The organism is Gelidibacter maritimus (assembly GCF_014062315.1).
GTDB classification, from domain to species: Bacteria; Bacteroidota; Bacteroidia; order Flavobacteriales; family Flavobacteriaceae; genus Gelidibacter; species Gelidibacter maritimus.
Genome location: NZ_JACGLT010000003.1, coordinates 105,842 through 129,209, shown reverse-complemented (window position 1 = coordinate 129,209; position 23,368 = coordinate 105,842). Strand labels below are relative to the sequence as shown.

Annotated in this window: 20 protein-coding genes; 9 read left to right on the top strand and 11 right to left on the bottom strand. The window is 37.6% G+C overall.

The annotated features are described in order from the left end of the window. Positions 1-67: 67 nt before the first annotated feature. Positions 68-2,191, top strand: coding sequence for a Tex family protein (locus tag H3Z82_RS05045; RefSeq protein ID WP_182203227.1), 2,124 nt, complete (start codon positions 68-70; stop codon positions 2,189-2,191). Positions 2,192-2,195: 4 nt separating this feature from the next. Here H3Z82_RS05045 and H3Z82_RS05040 read toward each other — a convergent pair whose 3' ends face one another. From H3Z82_RS05040 to H3Z82_RS05010, 7 genes are all read right to left on the bottom strand, one after another. Further along, positions 2,196-3,152: a calcium/sodium antiporter gene (locus tag H3Z82_RS05040; RefSeq protein WP_182203225.1), complete on the bottom strand. Its 957-nt coding sequence runs from the start codon at positions 3,150-3,152 to the stop codon at positions 2,196-2,198. 643 nt (positions 3,153-3,795) lie between these two features. Next, positions 3,796-4,299 (bottom strand): hypothetical protein, encoded by a 504-nt coding sequence (locus H3Z82_RS05035; protein ID WP_182203223.1) that lies wholly within the window; start codon positions 4,297-4,299, stop codon positions 3,796-3,798. Positions 4,300-4,543: 244 nt separating this feature from the next. Next, positions 4,544-4,891 (bottom strand): hypothetical protein, encoded by a 348-nt coding sequence (locus tag H3Z82_RS05030; protein WP_182203221.1) that lies wholly within the window; start codon positions 4,889-4,891, stop codon positions 4,544-4,546. 114 nt (positions 4,892-5,005) lie between these two features. Beyond that, positions 5,006-5,755 (bottom strand): LytR/AlgR family response regulator transcription factor, encoded by a 750-nt coding sequence (locus H3Z82_RS05025; protein WP_182203218.1) that lies wholly within the window; start codon positions 5,753-5,755, stop codon positions 5,006-5,008. Between the two features lie 5 nt (positions 5,756-5,760). Beyond that, a complete protein-coding gene (locus tag H3Z82_RS05020; protein ID WP_182203215.1) occupies positions 5,761-8,787 on the bottom strand; it encodes a sensor histidine kinase in 3,027 nt (1,008 codons plus the stop codon). Between the two features lie 158 nt (positions 8,788-8,945). Next, positions 8,946-9,956 (bottom strand): hypothetical protein, encoded by a 1,011-nt coding sequence (locus tag H3Z82_RS05015; protein WP_182203213.1) that lies wholly within the window; start codon positions 9,954-9,956, stop codon positions 8,946-8,948. 19 nt (positions 9,957-9,975) lie between these two features. After that, a complete protein-coding gene (locus H3Z82_RS05010) occupies positions 9,976-10,536 on the bottom strand; it encodes a hypothetical protein (protein ID WP_182203210.1) in 561 nt (186 codons plus the stop codon). Between the two features lie 266 nt (positions 10,537-10,802). Here H3Z82_RS05010 and H3Z82_RS05005 point away from each other — a divergent pair, with 266 nt between their 5' ends. Together H3Z82_RS05005 and H3Z82_RS05000 are read left to right on the top strand one after the other, a co-directional pair. Then, a complete protein-coding gene (locus tag H3Z82_RS05005) occupies positions 10,803-11,705 on the top strand; it encodes a histone deacetylase family protein (RefSeq protein ID WP_182203208.1) in 903 nt (300 codons plus the stop codon). 233 nt (positions 11,706-11,938) lie between these two features. Then, the gene (locus H3Z82_RS05000) at positions 11,939-14,755 is read left to right on the top strand and encodes an alpha/beta hydrolase family protein (RefSeq protein ID WP_182203205.1); all 2,817 of its coding nucleotides are present in this window, start codon (positions 11,939-11,941) and stop codon (positions 14,753-14,755) included. Between the two features lie 195 nt (positions 14,756-14,950). Here the strand turns inward: H3Z82_RS05000 and H3Z82_RS04995 are convergent, their stop codons facing one another. Continuing rightward, complete coding sequence (locus H3Z82_RS04995; protein WP_182203203.1) at positions 14,951-15,286, bottom strand: single-stranded DNA-binding protein; 336 nt, start codon at positions 15,284-15,286, stop codon at positions 14,951-14,953. Positions 15,287-15,533: 247 nt separating this feature from the next. On the opposite strand from H3Z82_RS04995, the gene H3Z82_RS04990 reads away from it, so the two are divergent. After that, the gene (locus H3Z82_RS04990; protein WP_182203200.1) at positions 15,534-15,836 is read left to right on the top strand and encodes a monooxygenase; all 303 of its coding nucleotides are present in this window, start codon (positions 15,534-15,536) and stop codon (positions 15,834-15,836) included. Positions 15,837-15,862: 26 nt separating this feature from the next. Here the strand turns inward: H3Z82_RS04990 and H3Z82_RS04985 are convergent, their stop codons facing one another. Further along, positions 15,863-16,951, bottom strand: coding sequence for a TlpA disulfide reductase family protein (locus tag H3Z82_RS04985; RefSeq protein WP_182203198.1), 1,089 nt, complete (start codon positions 16,949-16,951; stop codon positions 15,863-15,865). Positions 16,952-17,257: 306 nt separating this feature from the next. Then, a complete protein-coding gene (locus H3Z82_RS04980) occupies positions 17,258-17,593 on the bottom strand; it encodes a single-stranded DNA-binding protein (protein WP_182203196.1) in 336 nt (111 codons plus the stop codon). Between the two features lie 183 nt (positions 17,594-17,776). Here H3Z82_RS04980 and H3Z82_RS04975 point away from each other — a divergent pair, with 183 nt between their 5' ends. Continuing rightward, a complete protein-coding gene (locus H3Z82_RS04975; protein ID WP_182203193.1) occupies positions 17,777-18,421 on the top strand; it encodes a spermidine synthase in 645 nt (214 codons plus the stop codon). Between the two features lie 50 nt (positions 18,422-18,471). Further along, the gene (locus H3Z82_RS04970) at positions 18,472-18,822 is read left to right on the top strand and encodes a hypothetical protein (protein WP_182203191.1); all 351 of its coding nucleotides are present in this window, start codon (positions 18,472-18,474) and stop codon (positions 18,820-18,822) included. A 15-nt stretch (positions 18,823-18,837) separates the two neighbouring features. Here H3Z82_RS04970 and H3Z82_RS04965 read toward each other — a convergent pair whose 3' ends face one another. Then, entirely contained in the window at positions 18,838-19,323 is a 486-nt protein-coding gene (locus H3Z82_RS04965) for a CBS domain-containing protein (protein WP_182203188.1), read from the bottom strand. Between the two features lie 112 nt (positions 19,324-19,435). Here H3Z82_RS04965 and H3Z82_RS04960 point away from each other — a divergent pair, with 112 nt between their 5' ends. The 3 genes from H3Z82_RS04960 (at position 19,436) to H3Z82_RS04950 (ending at position 23,330) form a co-directional block, all read left to right on the top strand. Beyond that, the gene (locus H3Z82_RS04960) at positions 19,436-21,736 is read left to right on the top strand and encodes a M28 family peptidase (RefSeq protein ID WP_182203186.1); all 2,301 of its coding nucleotides are present in this window, start codon (positions 19,436-19,438) and stop codon (positions 21,734-21,736) included. Beyond that, positions 21,729-22,538, top strand: coding sequence for an SDR family oxidoreductase (locus tag H3Z82_RS04955; protein ID WP_182203183.1), 810 nt, complete (start codon positions 21,729-21,731; stop codon positions 22,536-22,538). The genes H3Z82_RS04960 and H3Z82_RS04955 overlap by 8 nt, the downstream gene beginning before the upstream one ends. A 102-nt stretch (positions 22,539-22,640) precedes the next feature. Next, positions 22,641-23,330 (top strand): hypothetical protein, encoded by a 690-nt coding sequence (locus H3Z82_RS04950; protein WP_182203180.1) that lies wholly within the window; start codon positions 22,641-22,643, stop codon positions 23,328-23,330. Positions 23,331-23,368 lie beyond the last annotated feature (38 nt).

The window sequence follows — 23,368 nt, the reverse complement described above, 5'->3', positions numbered from 1 at the left end:
CTGTCGTATCTTTTTATCACATATTATCTAACTATATTTGCAATTCAATAAAATAAAAACCCAAGTCATGCAGCTGATTCCATATATTATTTCCCAAACAAAACTTCCTGAATCTTCAGTTAAAAACACGGTCGAATTATTAAATGAAGATGCCACCATTCCGTTTATTTCTCGATACAGAAAAGAACGCACAGGCAATCTTGATGAAGTTCAAATTGGTGATATCGTAAAATATAAGGAGCAATTTGAAGCTCTGGAAAAGCGTAAAACAGCCATCTTAAAAGCAATTGAAGAGCAAGAGGCCTTAACACCAGAATTAAAACAAAAGATTGAGGCGGCACAAGACTTGACTCTGCTCGAAGATTTATACCTACCCTTTAAAAAAAGCAGAAAAACCAAAGCCGACACGGCGCGACAAAACGGATTGGAACCTTTGGCTAAAATTATGATGAGCCAGAATGCGTCGGACCTAGAATCGGTTGCCTATAAATATATCAAAGGTGATATCGCTTCAGCGGAAGAAGCACTTGAAGGCGCACGCCATATTATTGCGGAATGGATCAACGAACGCACCGATATCAGAAATAATATCCGTCATCAATTGGCACGTTTTGCGATGATTTCAACAAAAGCCGTTAAATCAAAAGCAGAAAGCGATGAGGCACAAAAATTCCGTGATTATTTTGATTGGGAAGAATCATTGAGTCGCATACCATCGCATCGGTTGTTAGCTATTCTGAGAGCCGAAACCGAAGGCTTTATTAAATATAAAATCACCATTGATGATGACAAAGCTCTGGCCAAAATTGAAGACCGAATCATCCGCTCCAACAACGAAAGTACTGAACAGATTAGAATCGCCATTCAGGATGCTTACAAAAGATTACTGTTGCCATCACTTTCCAACGAAGCACTTCAAGATGCAAAGTCAAAAGCCGATGAAGCTGCCATTTCAGTCTTTGCAAAGAATTTAAAGCAATTGCTTCTGGGTTCGCCTTTAGGTGAAAAACGTATACTCGCCATTGATCCCGGATTCAGAACGGGATGTAAGGTGGTATGTATCGATGCCCAAGGCGGATTGCTTTACAATGAAACCATTTATCCACATCCACCTAAAAATGATACACTTGGTGCGATGAAAAAAATAAGCTCGCTATCGGAAGCTTATAATGTTGAAGCGATTGCTATTGGAAATGGCACAGCCTCAAGAGAGACTGAAGCTTTTATACGAAAAATAAGATTTAAAAACGACATTCAAGTATTTGTGGTCAGTGAAGCTGGTGCCAGTATTTATTCGGCATCAAAAATAGCACGTGATGAATTTCCCAATTATGATGTGACGGTTAGAGGCGCGGTTTCTATCGGAAGACGATTGCAAGATCCCTTGGCCGAATTGGTCAAGATTGACGCCAAGTCCATTGGCGTTGGTCAATATCAGCATGATGTGGACCAATCCAAACTAAAAAAGGAATTAGACGTAGTAGTTGAAAGTTGCGTGAATGCCGTTGGCGTAAATCTCAACACCGCAAGTGCAAGTTTATTGAGCTATGTATCAGGCATCGGTCCTAAATTGGCCGAAAATATCGTCAATTACCGCGACGAACACGGGGCGTTTTCAGAACGAAAAGACATCAAGAAAGTACCGCGTTTAGGCGATAAGGCTTTTGAGCAGGGTGCTGGATTTTTAAGGGTGAAATCGGCCAAAAACCCGTTGGATGATTCTGCAGTACATCCTGAAAGCTATGCGATAGTTGAAAAGATGGCAAAGGACTTAGGTAAAAAAGTATCTGATTTAATCGGCAACAAAACAGAACTTCAAAAACTGAATTTAAAGAAATACTGTTCAGAAACTGTGGGGTTACCGACGCTTCAGGACATTATCAAAGAGTTGGAAAAACCAGGATTGGACATTCGAGAGCAAGCCAAAGTGTTTACGTTTGACCAAAACATTAAAAGCATTAATGATTTGAAGGAAGGCCAATTATTACCTGGAATTGTCAACAACGTGACCAATTTTGGAGCGTTTGTAGATATCGGTATCAAAGAAAGTGGCTTGATTCATATATCCAACCTATCGGATACTTTCGTTTCTGATGTGAACGCACATGTTGCCTTACACCAACAGGTCATCGTTAAGGTTTTGGATGTAGATATTCCGCGGAAGCGTATCCAGCTAAAATTGCATAAATAGGAATTTACTGCAATTCTTTGCTTACAAGGTATGCAGTGTATCCAATAAAAACCAATAAGAGCAGTCCGGCTTCCCATCGGTCCAATGTTTTCTTTTTACCTGTAAACATGGCCACGAACACGAATATGGTTCCGCCCAACAATAGGTAAACATCGGTATTGAAAACTGAACTGAAAGTAATTGGGCGCACAAGCGAACTCACTGAAAGGATTAGAAAAATATTAAAAATATTGGAGCCGATTATATTTCCGATGGCAATATCACTGTTTTTCTTCATGGCTGCTACTACGGAGGTCATCAATTCTGGTAACGAAGTTCCAGCAGCAATAATAGTCAATCCAATAATTTTTTCGCTCACGCCCAAATCGCTAGCGATGGTCACCGCATTGTCCACGATCAATTTGCCTCCAACAATCAACCCAATCAATCCCAAAACAATCAAACCCCAGATTTTAAAGTTGGATGCTGTAATCACAGCAATTTCATCGCTTGATGTATCACCTTTCATCTGTTTATAGATATAAAATAAAAAGAGTAAGAACAATATAAGCAAGATACTTCCATCAATTCTGGACAGGCCGATATCAGAAAACAGATAGCCGTTGGCCAATACCAAAAATACTAAAGCCGCAAAAAATGAAATCGGAATTTCTTTCCAAACCGTAGACGATTGGACAGCAATTGGAAAAATGAGTCCCACAATACCCAAGATCATAAACAGGTTGAAATTATTGCTTCCAATAACATTTCCCAACACGATATCAGAATGGTTCTCATAAGAGGCTACTGTATTTACAACCAATTCAGGTGCGGAAGTTCCAAAGGCTACTATGGTCAATCCAATGGCCAAATCTGGAATTTTATTCTTTTTGGCCAACAGTGTAGAACCACTGACCATCCAGTCTGCACCTTTTATTAAAAGAACAAATCCTAAAACAATAAGAAAACTAGCGAGCAACATAGCCTAATTAATTTTTGTCAAAAGTAGACGATTAATTGACACGAAATATCGCCAAGGAAAAATTTTTATGAAAGATAAATAATGTCAGAGAAAAGAAACAGGACCGCTGCGCTAAAAGACCCAAGACTCAAGACTTTAAGCTTAAAACATTGACTACACGCTATTTGAATTTGGATTAAAAACTTAATTTTCGGATTTACTTATAACTAATCTACTAGGGACTAAAGTACCATATTTTTTTTCGACGCCATTTCGCGGGTCAGCCAGACAGATGTCCTTGTAGGGGTTTTTATAACAGACTAAAAGTCCGTTGCATTCGTGAAATAGATAGCAAAAAAATTTTACAACTTTTCAGGAAGGAATCCGTGAAAATTGGTGAATCCGATAGCTATCAGAACGTGTCAAAATTTTGGAAGCAAAAATAGATGCACATAAGTATATCGTCTTAACTTTAATTGTACCCAATAAAACAAAAATGGAGGTCATTATAAACTAAATTTCAGAAATTCAATATGGCTCCAACTATTACCTAATCAGTTTTAATTTAAAAGAGATAAAAGTAAAAAAAACCATCTCCGTAATACTTCCAATTAAAAATGATCAAAAGGTCTATAAGAGATGGCTTTTTATGAGTCTGTGCTATTTATGCCGCTACAATATTGTTTTTGTTGTATTTATGTTTATTGATCAATGCCAACCATTTTTCGGCACGTGCTACTTCTTGATTTTGTGAAAAATTATCGTCCACATTAAATAGCGTAATGGTCATTGGAGGCTTGTTGGACACAAAAGTAAACTCTAAATCCAGACGCACCATTTCAGAATAATGCTTATCACCATTTTTATAATCTTTATTAATTTTATTGATAACACATTTTCTGACATCATCCAATTCCACTTTTTGAAATTCAGAATCTGAAGTGCTTAAATTGTTATATAACAAGATGTTTTCTTGGCCGTCATAACCCAAGCAGTGATTGTTCCAATATTCAACCTTCGTGAATTTTAGATTTTCTGACTGTGCAATTTTTTGGAATGTTTTCTTCTTTTTAGAAACGGCACTTTTTTCTGCCCAAATAAACCAGGCAAAAGGAACGATAACGATGAGTACTACGATGAGCATCACCATATTTAATGATATATCCATTGTTTTATATTTTTAAATTATACCAATTTAATCTTGTAATGTCGTACAGAAAGCGATGTTGCCTTTTTGTTCTATTCGCTGTGATTAATTTGCATAGTCTTAGCTATGGGAATTATAAACAAGGAAATAGAACGGAAAATGAACAAGCTTGAATACAACATGACATTGTTAACTTGGTATTATGTTATAGACTTGAAGAGGTGTGATTGACACCTATAAGATTTTAAACGAGAAAAAAATCAGCCTATGTAAAACAATGAAAAGGAAAAATCATATCCTTTATAGTGAAGTTGACCACAATTTGTTGGCCAATATTATAATATGAAAGGGAATAAGAGGATGCAGCTACTGTTCGTTGGTACGCATCAGTTGGCTGCGAAAAGGTTTTTACGGATGGTGTTTCATGTGTAGATGCCTGATTAACCTCAAAAACAGCATCCAAAAACAACGGACTATGATCTTGATCGTATGGTGCAGAAATACTATCTACAGGCGTATAAGATGCACTTGGCAATGTCGTGGGGTCAGCTGATCCAAACAACACAAACCATCCAAAAAAATAAAGTATGGCAGCTTTTAACGCAAACATCATGCTAATTTTAGATTACAAAGATAATCTATTATGATGTTAAAAAAATAATAATTTTTACATCATAAAACTTACTCAGCACAGACTAATAGCGATAATCAGCCAAACCTCCAGGTCCTATCCATGCATTCGATCCAAGATCTCGATCACTTCCGCCTTTTTTCGAACAGACACTGGTACGGTCTCCTTATTTTTCAATAATAAATAACCACCATCCGTTTTGATAAATGCACTGATGAATTGAATGTTGACCAAATGACTTTGATGTACACGTAAAAACTCATAACTGTCCAACATATCGGCAAAATATTTGAGCGTTTTGGTCACAAAAACCTTTGGGCTATCTTTTAGATAAAAGATGGTATTGTTGTTATCGGCTTCACATCGTATGATATCATCAAGATTGACAATAATGATTTTATCCAAGGTGTGCAACGAAATTTTATCGGGTTTGGCTTCTGGAGCTGCCAAGGTTTCCTTTAAAATAGTGAGTCGTTCCTTGTTGGGTTGCAATTGTGCTTTGGCACGCTGAATGGCCTTGTTTAAGTCGTCTTCAGAATAGGGTTTCAGGACATAGTCGATGGCAGCAAATTTGAATGCACGAATGGCATATTCGTCGCTTGCAGTCACAAAGATGAGTTTGCTTGACAGGTCTGGAAAAATCTCTAAAATATCAAATCCAGTGCCATCACCCAACATGATGTCCAAAAACAAAATATCTGGTTGTGATTTTCGCAGTATCTTAGCCGCTTCCACAACACTCTGGGCAGTGTTGATCACCTCAATTTCGGGATGATGCGTTTCAATGTCACTTTTCAGTAATTGAAGTGCGTCTGGATTGTCTTCTATAATAATTGCTGTGAGCATAGTGATTAAAAGTCTGTTTTAAGCGGAATCTGAAAGCTAATTCTTGTTCCTAAAATTTGGTTATTTGATGTGATCTCCTCTAATTTCAGGGTATCCTTTCCAGAAAGTGATTGGATACGCTCTTTTGTTACGGTCAACGCCATAGATTGATGATCGGTAGCTGTTTTATTGTTTTGCGAATTAAAAATACCACTACCGTTATCCATGATTGTGCAAGTTAAAAAGTCGTTTTCCGTCTTGAATAGTATCTTTAACTCGCCATCTCTCGGCCCTTTCAATATTCCGTGTCTGATGGCATTTTCAACAAATGGTTGAATCAACATGGGTGGAATCAAAATTTCTTCCGGATCAATATTGGAATCCACTTGAATGTCATAAACAAAAGCTTTGGGAGACATCAATTGCTCCACTTCAATATAATGGGTTAAGGTTTTTATTTCCTGCGCTAAAGTAATACTGTCCTTTCTGGAATTGTTTAAAACATCACGCAACAAGGTCGCAAAAGTATTGACGGTCGTGTTCATTTTTTGGGGATTGGTGTTTCCCATGGCTTTAATTCCGTTGAGTACATTAAAAATAAAATGCGGATTCATTTGCAATTGCAGTGCTTTGTGTTCTAAGGTCAACAAATGGTTTTGGATTTGTAAGCGTTCTTGTGCTTCAATATTTTTCCGTTTCAAGCGACGCAAATACATCCAACCAAACATTAAAATCAGAACTAATGCCACCCCAATGACCAACCATTGAAACCATGATTTCTGATGTAAAGGCGTTTCAATATTAAAAGGAAATGCGATAACCTCACTATTTTGCCAGCGATAATCCCGTGATTGTGCGTAAAAAATATGTGGACCATAACTCAAACCCACTAAGTTTTGCTGATTGATTTTGGACCATGGGCTCCAAGAATCATCATTCAGTTTAAACCGATATTGAATATCTTTTGGATGGGTCAAATCGACCGTTCGATAGACAAATGCTATTTGATTTTGATCAGGATTCAACTGCAAAACCATGGCGTTTTTGTTAGATGTATAATACGCTATGGAATCAATAGGCTGATAGTCCACTTCAACGGATTCAAAATCGATAGTAGGTTTGGAATGTACTTCTTCAAGATCCTGACCCACCTCATATTTGCTAAGCCCATAAACGGCGCCAAACCACAAATTGCCATTATGGTCCATATCCACAGCATTTAAAGTGGTTTCGATACCTAAAAAGCCATCATTTCTGCCATAATGAAAGACATCAACAATCTTGTTATCCTGATTTAAAACCACCTTATCAACCCCTCTTTCAGAACCAACCCAAAGATTGTTTTCGCTATCAAAAATAAGCTGGTTACAATTGCTCGAGGTCAATTGCTTATCGCCCACCAATTTGTTAAAAACCATCCTATCATTAACATCAGCAAACCACACGCCATTTCCTGCGGTTCCCAGATACATTGTGCTACCTCGTAACAACAAAGAATTGATGGCTGTTTTATCATCTAAAACTTGCCCCAAATCCTTGACAAGATCATTTTCAATAAAGCCAACATGTCCCGTTTGCGTGCCATACCAAAGTCGCCCTTGCCCATCTAACTTCATGTCTTTTAGCAAAAGATCCTCAAGCCCATCTTCTTTACCATAGATTTTTAGAATTTCAGCTTTTTCCATAGCCGAATCAAATTGCATTTTCACGATTCCATCACTATGGGTGGCTACCCAAATTGTATCTTTTTCAATTTGCAACTGTCTAATCCAATCGGAAGGAAATCCAGTGGAAGTATTAAGGACATGGTTCTTAATTTCGGGAATTTGGACAGTATGAAAGTTTAGGTTATTAAAATCTGAACGATTTAAAATCAAACTATCACGCGTGGTATGCTCCCGAAACAGCAAGCCTTTTCCATCTGATCCTGCCCAAATATTACCATTCGCATCATGCCTGATAGTTTTAATTTTTACATGATCAAAACCTCTGATTCTTGGAACAGGATGAAGTCCCAAAGAGTCAATTTTCACCAAACCAGCTTCTGAATTGGATATCCATAATGCTTTGCCGGCGCTGTGAACCGCATAGATTTGGTTGCCCTGCAAGCCACTTTCACTATCAAAATGAGTGAATTTATCCTCAAAATATTTGTAAAATCCACCGCCACTCGTGGCAATCCAAATCGTGCCTTGTTGGTCCAGTATAAAGTCGCGAACGTGCGACACCGCAAGCCCAGAGCGACTATCAATGAAATTCTGAATCTGATAATTTATCATATCCAAAACGGTGACGCCATCACCCTCTGCACCAACCCAAAGCTGATCTTTTATAATGGATAGACTATTGATGCGCTGCAACTCTTCAATCCATTCGTCAGTACCATTTTCAAGATTTTTTATCAGAATTCCGTGGGTAAACGTTGAAGCCATCAACTTGGAATTGTACTGAACAAGAGACGTAAAGTTGTATTTTTCTACCCTCTCAAAATTTGAGTCTTGAGTCAGCAACTTACTTTTGAAAAGCCCTTCGTCGGATCCTATCCAAAAATAGGAGCCATCAAAGTGCATCGCATTGACTTGGCTGATATCTATAGTGGGATTCAATATTAACTTTTCCAGTGATTTTGATGTGGTATAGCGATAGACACCAGTTTTTGTTCCCAAATAAGTATGGTTCTGATGTCGAAAAATATGGGTGACTTGTGGCCCTTCATAGTTTTTTAAACCAGATTTTGTTTTTATTGAAAGTCCGCGCCTACTACCAATGAATAAAGTGTCGTTGGCAAATTTCAAAACATTAACATAATTGGAAGCGAGACCATCATTTTCATTGAAGGTTTTAAAAGTGTCGCCATCAAAACGTGCCAGGCCGCCGCCTTGTGTCCCCAACCACAAATACCCAATGGCATCTTGCTCAATGGCATAAACTTGCGATTGTGGCAAGCCATCTTCCAAGGTATATGCTCGCAATTGGTTGTTCTGTCCAAAGCCAATTCCTATTGAAATTAAGAATAGAAAAACACAAAAGATTCGGGAAATGGGTAATGTCATAGTTGTGAAATGATACAAACAAATATAAACAAAGTAGACTTGGAAGTGTTTTTCTAATATCGTATTCTAAACGTTTTATTAAAACGATTTTATAAAAGCCGATTTTGATAATTTAAATAACAACTTATCAACTATGCCTAACTCTGCGGTATAAAATCCTAAAATTGAGAAAACAAACGTGCATGCGTAAACTCTGGAGCTGTATATTCGGCTGGTTCATAAGTATTCATTACTGGCATAAGGACCGTGAGGACTGTTGTGTTTCCTTGTATTTTTAAAATATTTTCCTCACTGCTGCTGGTCCATTGGAATTTTTCCATCGGAATTCCCAAATCGTATAGAGCAAAGGAAAATTCATCATTTTCTAAAATATAATCCATTATGCTGTCAGCAGTAGTCAACTGCGGAATTTCGGATGCATCATCAAAAACAATTTCCCAATCGATAGGAATATTAAAACGATAAGAATAGATTGCTCCTGCTGTTGTTTCTTCATGAGTACCTAAGGCCGTCAACCAATTAAGGTTTGCGTTTGGATATTTCTGAGCTATTTCGTTGGAAAGCGCCTTGTTTCCAGGGGAGTTTGTCGTTGAGTAAAACACATAAAATGGTTGTGCCAAATAATGTGAAGCAAACTGACCTCCAAAAACGCTAAAGTATTCAGAAGCATAAATACTTGGCATAACATCTGATGAGAAAACCAATTTCAACGCTTTTATCAAGTTTTTATTTGCACCCAATCCGTAAGAATGAATGATGATTTTTGTGTTTTCTGTGATGCCATCACTTGGTTGTGGCAGTGCCTTATTTTTAAGAGATGCTGCGGTTATTCGCTCACCATCTTCAGATGTTAGCAATGTCATCTCTTCCCATGGATTACTATGGCTCGCTATATGGATTTGGTCATAAATTTTGTCGTCAGCATTGTTATTAAGCCATAAAATAATAGCATCAAGTGCACGAATATCTTCCACAACAGTTATGTTCTGCTGACTGAAATGCGCTTTTGCATTCTTGTAAAAAGAGTTGTCATCCTCATCAATTCCAACGATAAAAACCACCGATTGTTTTTGAATAGTTTTTGTAGGTTCTTCAAGATGATCAGTTGAAGTATCATCACAAGACATGACAGTAAAACATGATAATAAAAGGATTATAAGTGATTTCATACCTGTCGGATTTTTATAATTAATACAGTGCAGAGACTTTATGCGAGGTGTCAAAATTATCCTGCCATGCAAATGCCTTTATCACCTCAATATTTTCAATTGAAAACGCATCAGAATACGTAATTTCCAAGGTGATAATTTTATTGATTTGCCCCAATGCTTGATTTGGGAATACATAAGTGGTTTCGATTTTTGGATAATTTTCTTTCATATTTACAATAGCTGGTAAATCGATGTAGGCACCATTTTCTTTTACCAAAACGTATTTAGAAATGGTGCAGGCTTGAGGTTCAAAATAGGTCAATTCCATTTTTATAATTTCTTCCACATCTAACAAATCTGGTTGTTTAAGACTTTGTATGGAAATCGATTTTATGCCTTCTGGTGACATGATTCTAAAGTTGGTCACAAGGTTTTCCGGCCGATCGGTGAGAGCCACACGCACATTGTAGAGCGTGTGTTCTTTGTCATTGACTATGGGATTTATTGAAACTTGGTAAGCATCGGTTTTTTGGAATTCCTGTGCGTTTGCAAAGGAAATGCTAATCAACAAAACGAGAAATGGAACGATATTTTTCATGATAAATGGTTTTAATGGTTTGATTTATAGTACTAATGTATTAGTAACTTGACGTTAAATTGGGGGTGTTTTAGGATTCGTAGATAACGACTTAGTATTCGTAAGAAATCTGTCAGGTCTATCAAGTGTAGTGCTAAACCTTAGTTGAATTGATGCAGTTTTAATATGGGTTGTAGTTAAATTCAGATTCGGAACAACAGTACTTTGAAAAGCACTTGTGCCTCCATGAAGATGTTTTATCTTTGACGGATAACTTAGACTGTCTGATGCTCAAAATCGCTTTTCACCCTATTTATAAACACCCATTACCCGCAGGTCACCGATTTCCAATGCTCAAATATGAATTGCTCCGCGATCAATTACTATATGAAGGCACCTGCACTCAAGATAATTTTTTTGAACCTTCTACTTTGGAAGATCACTATATCCTGAATGTCCATACTGCCGACTATTTAAACGATTTAAAGTACCTCACTTTAAATGCAAGGGCTGCTCGAAAAATCGGATTTCCACTAAGTGAAGCATTGATCAAACGTGAAATAATTATTGCCGATGGCACTGTAAAAGCCAGCCAATTGGCCATAGACCACGGAATTGCCATGAACATTGCCGGGGGCACACACCATGCGTATGCCGATAGCGGTGAGGGGTTTTGTATTTTAAATGATCAGGCCATTGCAGCGCGCTATCTGCAAGAGATGCAGTTGACTGAGAAAATTCTAATTGTGGATTTGGATGTGCACCAAGGCAACGGTACGGCTAAAATTTTCGAAAACGACCCTTCCGTTTTTACATTTTCCATGCATGGAAAAAGTAATTATCCGTTTAAAAAGGAGGTCAGCGATTTGGACATTGCGCTTGAGGATGGTTGCGATGATAATACCTATCTTTCTATTCTTAAAGACACTTTACCAAAATTGATTCAAGCGGAAAATCCAGATTTCATTTACTATTTATCTGGTGTAGATGTGATTGAAACTGACAAATTGGGTAAACTAAGCCTATCTATTGAAGGTTGTAAAGAACGCGACCGTTTTGTACTGCAAACCTGTAAAGACAATGAAATACCGGTAATGTGTAGTATGGGCGGCGGTTATTCACCTGAGATCAAAACCATTATTGATGCACATGCCAATACATTTAGATTGGCGCAAAGCATATTTTTTTGACTGGTATTGCTTTAAACTTTCTGTATACTATACCAAAGATTAAAGTTGTGGACCAGTGCCATGGCTAACTTCTCAATATTTAAAATAAATTGTAGTTTTACAATTCATAGGTTTTTTCCAATTTATTCAACGAAATAAGTGATTATTTCAACGTTAATTCCTTTTCGAAACTTAAAAACCGATTGAATCCGGAATTGAAACGCTTTAAATCCTCACTGCCAAAACTAAGTTATATGTTTACAAGATTTCTCTTGCTTGCTCTGATATTTGCAGTTAGCGCAAGCCACGCACAACAAAAAAAATCTCTTAGCCACAAGGATTATGATCTTTGGAAAAAAATTGACCATACGCAAGTCTCCAATAATGGTGATATTGTGGTAACCACCATCTCAACAAGCACAGGTCGAGGCGATGGGTATTTAAAGATCCACAATGTAAGAACGGGTAAAACCTTTCAATTTAAAAATGGATATAAAACAGGCATTTCGCATGATGGCCATTATGTGTTTTTTCTACGAAAACTAGCTTATAGATTGGAGAGAAAAGAAAGAAAAGAAGATGTTAAAAAAGACCAACGCACCAAAGATGACTTTTTTGTTTATGATGTTCGAAAGAATCAGCTGACTGATTCCATGATGCGCATCAAGTCTTATAAAATTCCTAAAGAATCTTCTGGATGGGTGGTGTTGGAGCACCATAAAAACGAACCTCCGAAAAAGGATAAAGCAGACTCTTCAGAAGTGAAAAAAGATCAGAAGAAACCTATTAAACGTTTGGCAGAAAAAGCAGATTATGGGATTGTTTACAATATCAAAAAACAATCGCGTGATACCCTATTCCAACTCAAGGATTTTCAGCTTCCAAGAGAAGGGCAGCAGTTTATTTTCTCCACTTCCGAAGGTGAAAAGAAAACGGATTTAGGGGTGTTTTTATATGACGTTCAGAATGGCAGCCAAACACTTTTGGACAGTAGTCATTATACTTATAAAGGTTTGAGCATTGATCATACTGGTAGGCAAATGGCTTTCTTGGCAGCACAAGATTCCGTTAAATCCGATTCCTTGAAATACGAATTGTTCTATGTCAACCACAAATTGCCCATAAAGATTGTGGACAGTTTAGGGAAAAATTTGAGAAAAGATTGGGAGCTGAGTGCCGTACAACGTCCCTATTTTTCGAAAGATGGCAAACGGCTCTTTTTCTATTCAAGACCAAAACGCCATTTCCATAGAGACACTACATTTTTGGACGATGAAATTCCAGAGGTTGATATTTGGTCCTATCACGATAAACTTATCCAACCTGAACAAAAAGCTAAGTTGAAACAATTGGAAGACAAGGCTTATCAATCGTTTTATAATACTGATACCCAAAAAATTATTTCGCTGCACGATCAACGCATGGAATATATAAGTTTTGATCAAGAACATACACAGCGTTACGTTCTGGGATACACCAATTCACCTTACCAGATTGAGCGTTCTTGGGACTACCCATCGTTACAGGACTACTTTATTGTAGATACCCATACTGGAGAGAAACGCTTGGCCTTAAAAGGGACTTCTGGGCGACCAATTTTAGCGCCAGATCACAAACATGCTGTTTATTATGACCAAGAAGAAAAATCTTGGTGGTCTTTAAATCTCGAAACCAATACAAAAGTCAATCTCACCAGGAATCTTACAGTCAATTTCTTTGACGAAAAAAATGATCGACCTATGCTTCCGAGAGCTTATGGGTTTGGTGGATTTACAAAAGACGGTCAGGCTTTGGTTTACGATCAATATGATATTTGGAGTTTGGAACTTTCAGGAACTGACAAACCTAAAAACATCACTAGAACGGGCAGAGAAAACAATATTGAATTCCGCAGTTTTAGACTTGACCCAGAGTATCGTACAAAAACGACCTATTACGATAAAGGCATCTTGATTTCGGCATTTGACAAAACCAACAAGTCGAGTTCCTTATTTAGCCTAAACCCTAAAAACGGCAAAAAACAGTCTTTGATTGAAACTGATAACTTTTTGATTACCGGTGTGGACAAGGCTAAAAATGGAACCACCTTAGTATTTCAAAAAGAAAACTTCCAACACTTTCCAGATCTATATATTATCAATAAGCGAGGAGCGGAAGCCGATAGAATTACGGATGCCAATCCGCAACATAACCATTTTAAATGGGGCAGTGTAGAGCTGGTATCATGGCAGGCTTATGACGGAGAGACATTGGAGGGACTCTTATACAAGCCAGAAGATTTTGATCCTAATAAGAAGTATCCAATGATTGCTTATTTTTACGAAAGAAGAAGTGACACCTATAATCGTTACCATACACCAAAGCCGAGTGCATCAACTGTAAACATGAGTTATTTGGTCAGCAACGGTTATGTTGCTTTTGTGCCGGATATTGTCTATAAATTGGGGCAGCCTGGTCCGGATGCCTACAATTCGATTGTTTCAGGCGTAGAAGCTATGGAAGCCAAAGGTTTTATTGATTCTAATAATATGGCATTACAGGGACAAAGTTGGGGTGGCTATCAAACCGCGTACCTCATCACGGTCACCAACAAATTTAAAGCTGCAATGGCTGGTGCCCCGGTAAGCAATATGACATCGGCTTATGGCGGCATCCGTTGGAGAAGCGGGATGAGCAGAGCTTTTCAATATGAGAAAACGCAAAGCCGAATTGGAAAAAATCTTTGGGATGGCTTAGATCTGTATTTGAAGAACTCCCCTTTATTTGGCATTCCCAATATTGAAACACCGCTATTAATGATGCACAATGACGCTGATGGCGCTGTACCGTATTACCAAGGCATCGAAATGTTTATGGGAATGAGGCGTTTGAACAAACCGGTGTGGCTCTTGGTTTATAATAATGAGGCGCACAATCTGAGTAAGTTAAAAAACAAGCAAGATCTCTCCATCCGGATGATGCAGTTTTTTGATCATTATTTAAAAGATGCGCCGGCTCCACTTTGGATGACTGAAGGTTTGCCACATATAATGAAAGGGAAAGATCTGAGATATGAATTGGATAAAGATTAGATTATTTCTCCGCTAGGGTGTTAAGGGCAGAGAATTTTGACCAATGCGAACACCATAGAAATTAGAAGCCTGATTTTAGAGTCAGATGCTGATTGAAACAAATGGAAATAAAAAATTCCAAACTCCAATGGTCGTGCATTGGAATTTGGAATTTTCTACCAGTCCGCAGACAGCGGAATTTGGGGTTTTAAATTTCTATTTCCCTCCCAACAACAACAGCTCATTACAGAAAATTTCCGTGATGTACTGCTTCTTGCCATCTTTGTCCTCCCAGGAACGGTTGGTCAATTTACCTTCAATGGCAATCTCTTTACCTTTGGTAACATATTTTTCCACTATGTCTACCAAACCGCCTCTCACCACAATGTTATGCCAATAGGCCCGCTCAACTTTGTTACCATCTTTGTCTTTGTAGCTGTCGTCTGTGGCCATAGAGAATTTTGCTAATTTGTTCCCGTCAGGAAAACTTACAATTTCAGGATCTTGTCCTAATCTTCCAATCAACTGTACTGTGTTTCTTAATGCGTTCATGATTTCTAAAATTTAAAGGTTAAACAGTTAATACTATTGAATATCATTCGGTCAATTCAACATCACAAAGATGCGATGGTAACCTAATACTATTCGGTTATTAACTATTTAAACTCGTTTGTAAATGCTTGTAGTCGTTTGTAAACGGATATGATGTGCTTTAAACAACCCGTTTCTTACAGGAAATTCATAGTAGAAAAACAATTACTTATCTCTAACTTTACAATTAAATTAAAACTCAAATATTATGGCAGTTATCATGCATGTAGATTTCCCGCATAAAGACGTATGGGGAAAGGAAATGGCAAGTCAAATGAAAGAGCTTGCAAAAAGCATAAACAAGGAACCTGGTTTTATCTGGAAATTCTGGACAGAAAGTAAGAAAGACAACATGGCCGGAGGTGTTTATATGTTTGATACTCGAGAAAATGCAGAGAACTATTTAAAAATGCATTCGAAAAGATTGAGCGAATTTGGATATTCAAATATCAGAGGGAAAGTTTTTGAAATAAATGAAGAGCTCTCTAATATCTGCAAAGCGCCCTTTTAATTAATTAATTTCTATAATCATAACTATTATTTAACCCGCCTAAGCGCTTCAAAAAGTGCTTTTGCTTTCTTACCTTCAATGGTACCGCGTTCTGAATAGACTATGGTGCCCTCACTATTGATAACAAAATAAGATGGAAATGAACGCAAATCATAATGCTTGTCAAAGCTTGCATCACCCTGTAAGATCATATAATTGAGCCCTTCAGTTTTAGCGGTTTTTTTGGTTTCACTTAAGTCGTAATCAAAATTTACGGTGATGACTTTCACCTTGTCGCCAAATTCACTTTCAATTTCCTTGACTTTTGGAAGAGACGCCATACAATGGTTGCACGAAGAGGTCCAGGCCTCCAAAAATATCGGCGATCCTCGAAAATCACCTAAAGACACTTTTTTGCCATCCAAATCCAACAAGTTCCAATCGGGTGCTTTCACATTGAGCATTGGCTCTTTTTTAATGCCAAAAACAGACGAAACATAGCCTTCCTTCTCTATATGAGTAAAAACAGCGTCATCCATGGGCTCATTGAAAACAAGTGCGTCATAGATTATTTCTTTTTTAGCTGATTTCCCATTGGCTATTTCAAGTTTTAAAGGAGTTGCTAACTTGGCGTCGATCCAAATTTTGTATTTATCAAAAGTATAAACATAGGATTCCCGGTCATTAAAACTCGTTTGTTCAACGTAGTCGATGTTATCTTTGAATTGATTCATTAGTCTCGCCGTCACCAATAGATTATCATCATCTCCCATATAGGCCTCCAGATATCTTGGAATGGAACGGTCCTTGCCATAATCAAAGACGGTAATTTTATTCTTTTTATCTTCAACCACAGCTAAAGAAGCGAGTTTGTAATAGATGGCCGTTTCCTGGTTCATTTCTTTAAAAAAGAACAGTTTTAAATGAGGCTCATAATTAACCTTCTTCAATTTGTAAACGGTTTTTGTGGTCGGTCTGGTAGGATTGTTTGTAGTTGCAGTAAAACTTATGGTCTCCCATGTAGTGAGTTTTTCCGAAGCCTTTGACAAGATCTCATCTGGAGATTGTAAATTTTCATTTCCTGCACAGGAAACTAATCCAAGAACGACGGATAAAAAAAGCACATATAATTTCATAAACCTCAAAAAATTTTACCAAAAATGAAATTTACAGCCTTATTTACTATTAAAAAAACCTAAGCTTACTCTTTTGGAATTAAAGGTTGATTTACAGAGTAAGATATCGTCGGTGGAAAACCCCAATCAAGAACCATGAATGAAGTTTTAGAGGTATGAATTCGGGACTATCTTTTCGATTGAAACAAGCCCTGAAGCAATAAAACCCACAGATGCGAATAAAAAAATTCCAAATCCCAATGGTCTTGCATTAGAATTTGGAATTTTCTACCAGTGGGTAGATAGGGCAAATTGGAATTTTAATTCCTACTTCCCGCCCAAGAGCAACAGACCATTACAATGGATCTCGGTCATATATTGCTTCTTGCCGTCCTTGTCATCCCAGGAACGGTTGGTTAATTTGCCTGCAATGGCGATTTCCTTGCCTTTGGCGACGTACTTTTCAACAACGTCTACCAATCCCCCTTTCACCACCACATTATGCCAATAAGTGCGCTCTACTTTGGTGCCATCTTTAGCCTTATAGCTGTCATCTGTGGCCATAGAGAATTTTGCCAATTTGTTCCCGTCAGGAAAACTTACAATTTCAGGATCCTGTCCTAATCTTCCAATCAACTGTACTGTGTTTCTTAATGCGTTCATGATTTCTAAAATTTAAAGGTTAAACAGTTAATACTATTGAATATCATTCGGTCAATTCAACATCACAAAGATGCGATGGTAACCTAATCTTATTCGGTTATTAACTACTTAAACTCGTTTGTAAATGTTTGTAGTCGTTTGAAAACGGGTATTTTAAACATCAAAAAAGCGTATATTTGAAGTATGGCCAAACTTCTAAGCTATCTCTATCCCATTACAAAGAAAATTCAATCTGACTTTAGCGGGACCTTGGAAATCACCTGGTACAACGGCAAAAAGCATCTCAATACCAAAAACGCCAATTATTCTTATGGTTCTCTTCAAAGAATTTTGAAATTTGGATTAAAGCACGTCGATTTAAACAAAGTGAAATCCGTTTTACTCTTGGGTCTCGGCGGGGGAAGTGTAATTGAAACCCTTCGGAAAGATTTTTCTTATACTAAGCAAATTACCGCAGTAGATATCGATCCAACTGTTATAGACATTGCCAAGAATGAATTCGGTCTTAAGGAAGATGGAAATTTAAAAATTGTTTGTGAAGATGCCTTGGTATTTATGCAGGTAAATAGTACTCAATTTGATTTGATCATCATCGACCTGTTCATTGATACCGATGTGCCGAAGGCATTTTTAATGATTCCGTTTTGGAAGGACATTCTGAAAGCCTCATCTACTAATGGCACTATTCTATTTAATGCTTCCTTGGCCAAAACAAAAAGCCATGCGCTAAACGAGGTTATCGAATTTTTAAAATCGCATAAATATCAGACAGAAGTATTTGAAAAAGTAAATCAGACCAATACCCTTATTCTATCAAAAGGCTTATAAGTTATCAAATAGGAATAATTTGTATCTTGTTGTTTGTTAACTTCTAAATTATGAGCAAAAAGTGTTTAGAATGTGGTGAGAAGATTTTTGGTAGAGCCGATAAAAAATTCTGCAGTGATGCCTGCAGAAACTCTTACAACAACACCATCAACAAGGACAATAAAAACCTGATCAGAAATACGAATAACAGGTTGCGTAAAAACTATCGGATCTTGGAAAGTTTAAATCCAGATCAAAAAACAAAAGTTTCCCGAGGGAAACTGATTGAAAAAGGTTTTGATTTTAATTATTTCACAAGTATCTACACCACTAAAATTGGCACCGTGTATTACTTTGTTTATGATCAAGGCTATTTACCGCTTGAAGGTGATTTTTACGCCTTGGTTAAACGGGAGAGTTAAACACCTACAAACACTCTACTTCTCTTTCGGATCCCAAGTGTGACCTTTCATTTCCAAGGCCGCTTTTAAAACATCCTTTTGACTGATCTGTCCTACCAATTTTCCATTTTCAAGAATTGGAAATCTACGATGTTTGGATTCTAAAAATATACTCGCCGCGTCAAAAACATTCATATTGCCATCTAAGGTATCTACATTGGTCATCATCCGATCCCCAACCGTATCTTTTTCAACAGGCATATTGTAGTATCTATTATCGCTGATCTGCTTTAAGCAATCGCCTTCAGAAATAATCCCAACCAATTCATTGTTATCGTTAACCACAGGCCCTCCTGAAATTCTATGTCTGATCAGAATTTCCACCACCTCAAATATCTTTTGATCCGTTCTGAACGTAATCAAATCTTTGGTCATGTAATCACAAACCCTAACTGGCAACTGATCAACAGCTTTTAGTTTTTGCTGTTGTCTTCGGGAACCTTGAAAACTCTTGATAGCCATAATTTTATATTTTAGTGAACTTTAAATTTAGCAAAAATTCGTCATTTAACCTAACACTCATTTACACCAAATTTATTTTGTAGTTTTATACTACCAACCAAACCCTTCTTTTATGCTGAAAAAAGCCATTGCCGTCGTCTTAATTGTTTTAGTTATTTATTGGAGTTTTTTCGCATTAATGCCCTCAAAAATTACCGATTTAAATACTGATCCCACCGCTTTTTCTTCTGAGCGCGCCTTGGTCCATCTCAAAAAAATAACCAAAAAGCCACATTATGTGGGTTCTGAAGAACATGAAGTGGTTAAAAACTATCTGGTCAAGGCATTGAACGATTTAGGTCTCGAAACACAAATTCAAGAAGCCTATAGCCAAAACAAAAAATGGGGCAGCATTGTCAAACCCAAAAATATTTTAGCTCGAATTAAGGGCAGCGACAATTCTAAAGCCTTAATGTTGCTCACACATTACGACAGTAAATCGCACGCCTCTTATGGCGCAAGTGATGCTGGATCTGGCGTGGTCACTATTTTGGAAGGAATTCGTGCTTTTTTAAGTGAAGGTAAAACTCCAAAAAACGATATCATTATCCTATTTTCCGATGCTGAAGAATTAGGTCTAAATGGTGCTGATATTTTCGTGAATCAGCATCCATGGGCCGAGGATGTTGGTCTTGTTCTAAATTTTGAAGCACGTGGTAGCGGCGGACCAAGCTATATGTTGATTGAAACCAATGGTGGCAATCAAAAATTGATCAATGGCTTTAAAGCCGCAAATCCTGATTACCCTGTTGCCAATTCTTTGGCCTATAGTGTCTATAAAATGCTGCCCAACGATACAGATCTGACTTATTTTAGGGAAGATGGTGATATAGACGGGTTGAATTTTGCCTTTATTGATGATCACTTTGACTATCATACGGCCTTAGATACTTACGACCGATTGGACCGAAATACTTTAGAGCATCAAGGTAGTTATTTGATGCCACTGCTCAACTATTTCTCAAATGCCGACCTCAGCAGTTTAAAGAGTGATAAAGACTCGGTCTATTTTAATGTCCCACTCTTTAAAATGGTCAGCTATCCAAATTCTTGGATAGTTCCAATGCTAATTTTGGCGTGGCTTATATTTTTAGCTTTGGTATTTTACGGCATTCAAAAAAGGAGATTAAACTCCAAACAAATGGCACTAGCTTTCCTTCCGGGGATTGGCGCCTTGCTCATCAACGGTATTATTGGCTATTTTGGATGGAAATTACTATTGTTAATCTACCCCCAGTACGCCGAAATACTTCATGGCTTTCCGTACAATGGCCATCTTTATATTTGGGCCTTCGCCCTGTTTTCTACAGCCGTGTGCATGTGGCTTTACAACAAAGTTTATAAACCTGAAAATACGGCAAGTTTAGCGGTTCCGCCATTGCTTTTATGGTTAATTATTTGTACCGCTTTGGCATTTATACTTAAAGGTGCCAGCTTTTTTATCATCCCGGTTTATTTTGGATTGATCAGTCTTTTTGTTCTGATCAGGCAAAGACATCCTGACATTCTTTTGATGACCTTTTTACTCTTTCCATTATTAATGATCATGTCGCCGTTTCTAAAAATGTTTCCGGTAGGGTTGGGATTAAAGACCATTGTTGCCACCACGCTGCTAATATCTATTATGTTTTCTTTGTGCATTACCGTCTTCGGATTTTCGCGTTATAAAAACCGATGGGCTTTACTACTGTTCATTTCAGCCTTGGGATTTTTCATGGCAGCACACGCCACATCGGACTTTAATGAAGAGCGACCAAAACCAAACAGCCTCATCTATCTGTACGACGCAGATAACGACACAGCTCAATGGGCAACTTATGATGAAACTCTAGACGCTTGGACAAAAACGCAACTTACCGATAACCCTGATAAATTTGACGCTTCCACTATCAATTTTGATAGTAAATACGGCACAAAATTATATTACAGCAAAAAAGCCGAAATAAAACCACTCAAAAAACCCTATGTTGATAAACAGAAAGACACTATTATTGGAGATGTAAGACATCTTCAGGTCTTTGTCTCGCCACAGCGCAACGTGAACACCTTTGAGTTTTATGCTGATGCCTCCAACACCTTTCTAAGCTTTAACATCAACGGATTGGAAATTTCAAAAGGAGAGGATGAAACCCAAGTTTTTAAAGAACGTATCAAAAACAGACTGTTCAGTTATGTGGTTACTGAAGAGAAGGCCATCGAATTGAACTTTACTGTTCCTGCGTCCCAAACAACAACTTTCGAGATTTTTGAAGTGTCTTTTGACCTATTGGAAAACGATTTATTCAACATCGCAAAACGATCGAAATCAATGATTCCAAAACCATTTGTTTTAAATGATGCCATTATCATAAAAAAAACCATCTCTCTTGAATAAACAGATAAGCATTATCGGTTGTGGTTGGCTTGGACTACCGCTTGCGGCAGAATTGATAAAAGACGGTTATGTCATAAAAGGCTCCACAACCTCTACTGATAAATTAGAAGAATTAAAAAAGGTAGGCATCCAACCGTTTTTGATTTCCATTTCTAAAGAAGGTATCAACGGGAATATTGACCATTGTTTAGAGGAGAGCGAGATTCTTATCGTCAACATTCCGCCCGGATTACGCAAGAACCCTGATGCAGACTTTGTCAAACAGATGGACTTACTTTGTAAGCACATTGAACGTTCGACGATAAAGAGCGTCCTGTATGTCAGTTCCACTGCTGTTTATGAAGATGATATGTCAATGCCGGTTATTACAGAAGAAAGTCCAAAAAACGGACAATCGGCATCTGCCAAGCAGCTCATCGCTGCCGAACAGGTTTTTAAAACCAATCAAAATTTTGAAACAACAATTCTAAGATTTGGCGGGTTATTTGGAGACAATCGGAATCCAGCAAAATTTCTATCGGGAAAAACCGACATAAAGAGTCCAGAAGGCCCAATCAATTTAATTCATCAAGACGATTGTATTGCCATAATAAAAAGGATCATCCAAGGTCAACATTGGAATACTGATTTCAATGCCGCTGCACCTCAACATCCTACAAGAAAAGCGTATTATACATCACTCTGTAAATCGCAAAACCTTCCCATTCCACAATTTGATTCCGCTAGCCAAAGTCGCGGGAAAATTATTTCCAGCAAAAAAGTGGAACAGATTTTGAAATATGAGTTTAAACACCATCTGTAACAATTAGCAAGCTTTTAAGGGTTTGTTTTATTTATTTTTATAGATTTGGCGCAATTAACTAAATAACGGCCTGATATAAAGCCGAGAATATCTAATTTGAAAATGAAAAAACTAATTCTACTTGTGGCTGTGATGAGTTCATTAAATATCGCTGCCCAAACCCAGACAGAACTTCAAAAGCACTTTGAAAAGTACTACCAACAAATGAAAAAGCAAGGCGACGTTCAAGGTGTCATCAATGCCATGACGCATCTTGACGTGCTTGCACCAACTCAGGCCAGAAAAGATACTCTGGCGTATATTTATGTTTCTGAAGGCCGAAACATGGAAGCTTTAAATACCATTGGTATTGAGGCAAATGCCACAGATTCTGACTTAAATACTGAAATTAAGGCTATTGCCCTAAATGCTTTGGGCGAACGTGCCCGTGCGCTGGAGTTTTATCAAAAACTCTATAAAAAAGAAGCCAGTCCGGTGTTAGCTTATGAAATAGCCGATTTAATGCTTCAGACTGGTGATATTGCTGGTGCTCAAGAAAAAGTTGAATACGGTCTGGCCAACGTAACGGACGAGATGAGACGTACTTATTATGAGACGCAACAACCGTATCAAACCTCTTTAAGAGCAGGGTTTTTATATTTAAAAGGAATTCTCACCTATAGTGAAGATAAAGATGCCAATCAGGAAATTGCCATTGCCACTTTAAATCGTGCGCTTGCCATTGATCCTAACTTCAATTTGGCCAGGATCAGTAAAGAAGCTTTACTATCACGTAAAAAAGGAGAAGATTAACAACACCAATTAATTAGTTAAAACTAATTGGTAGAACA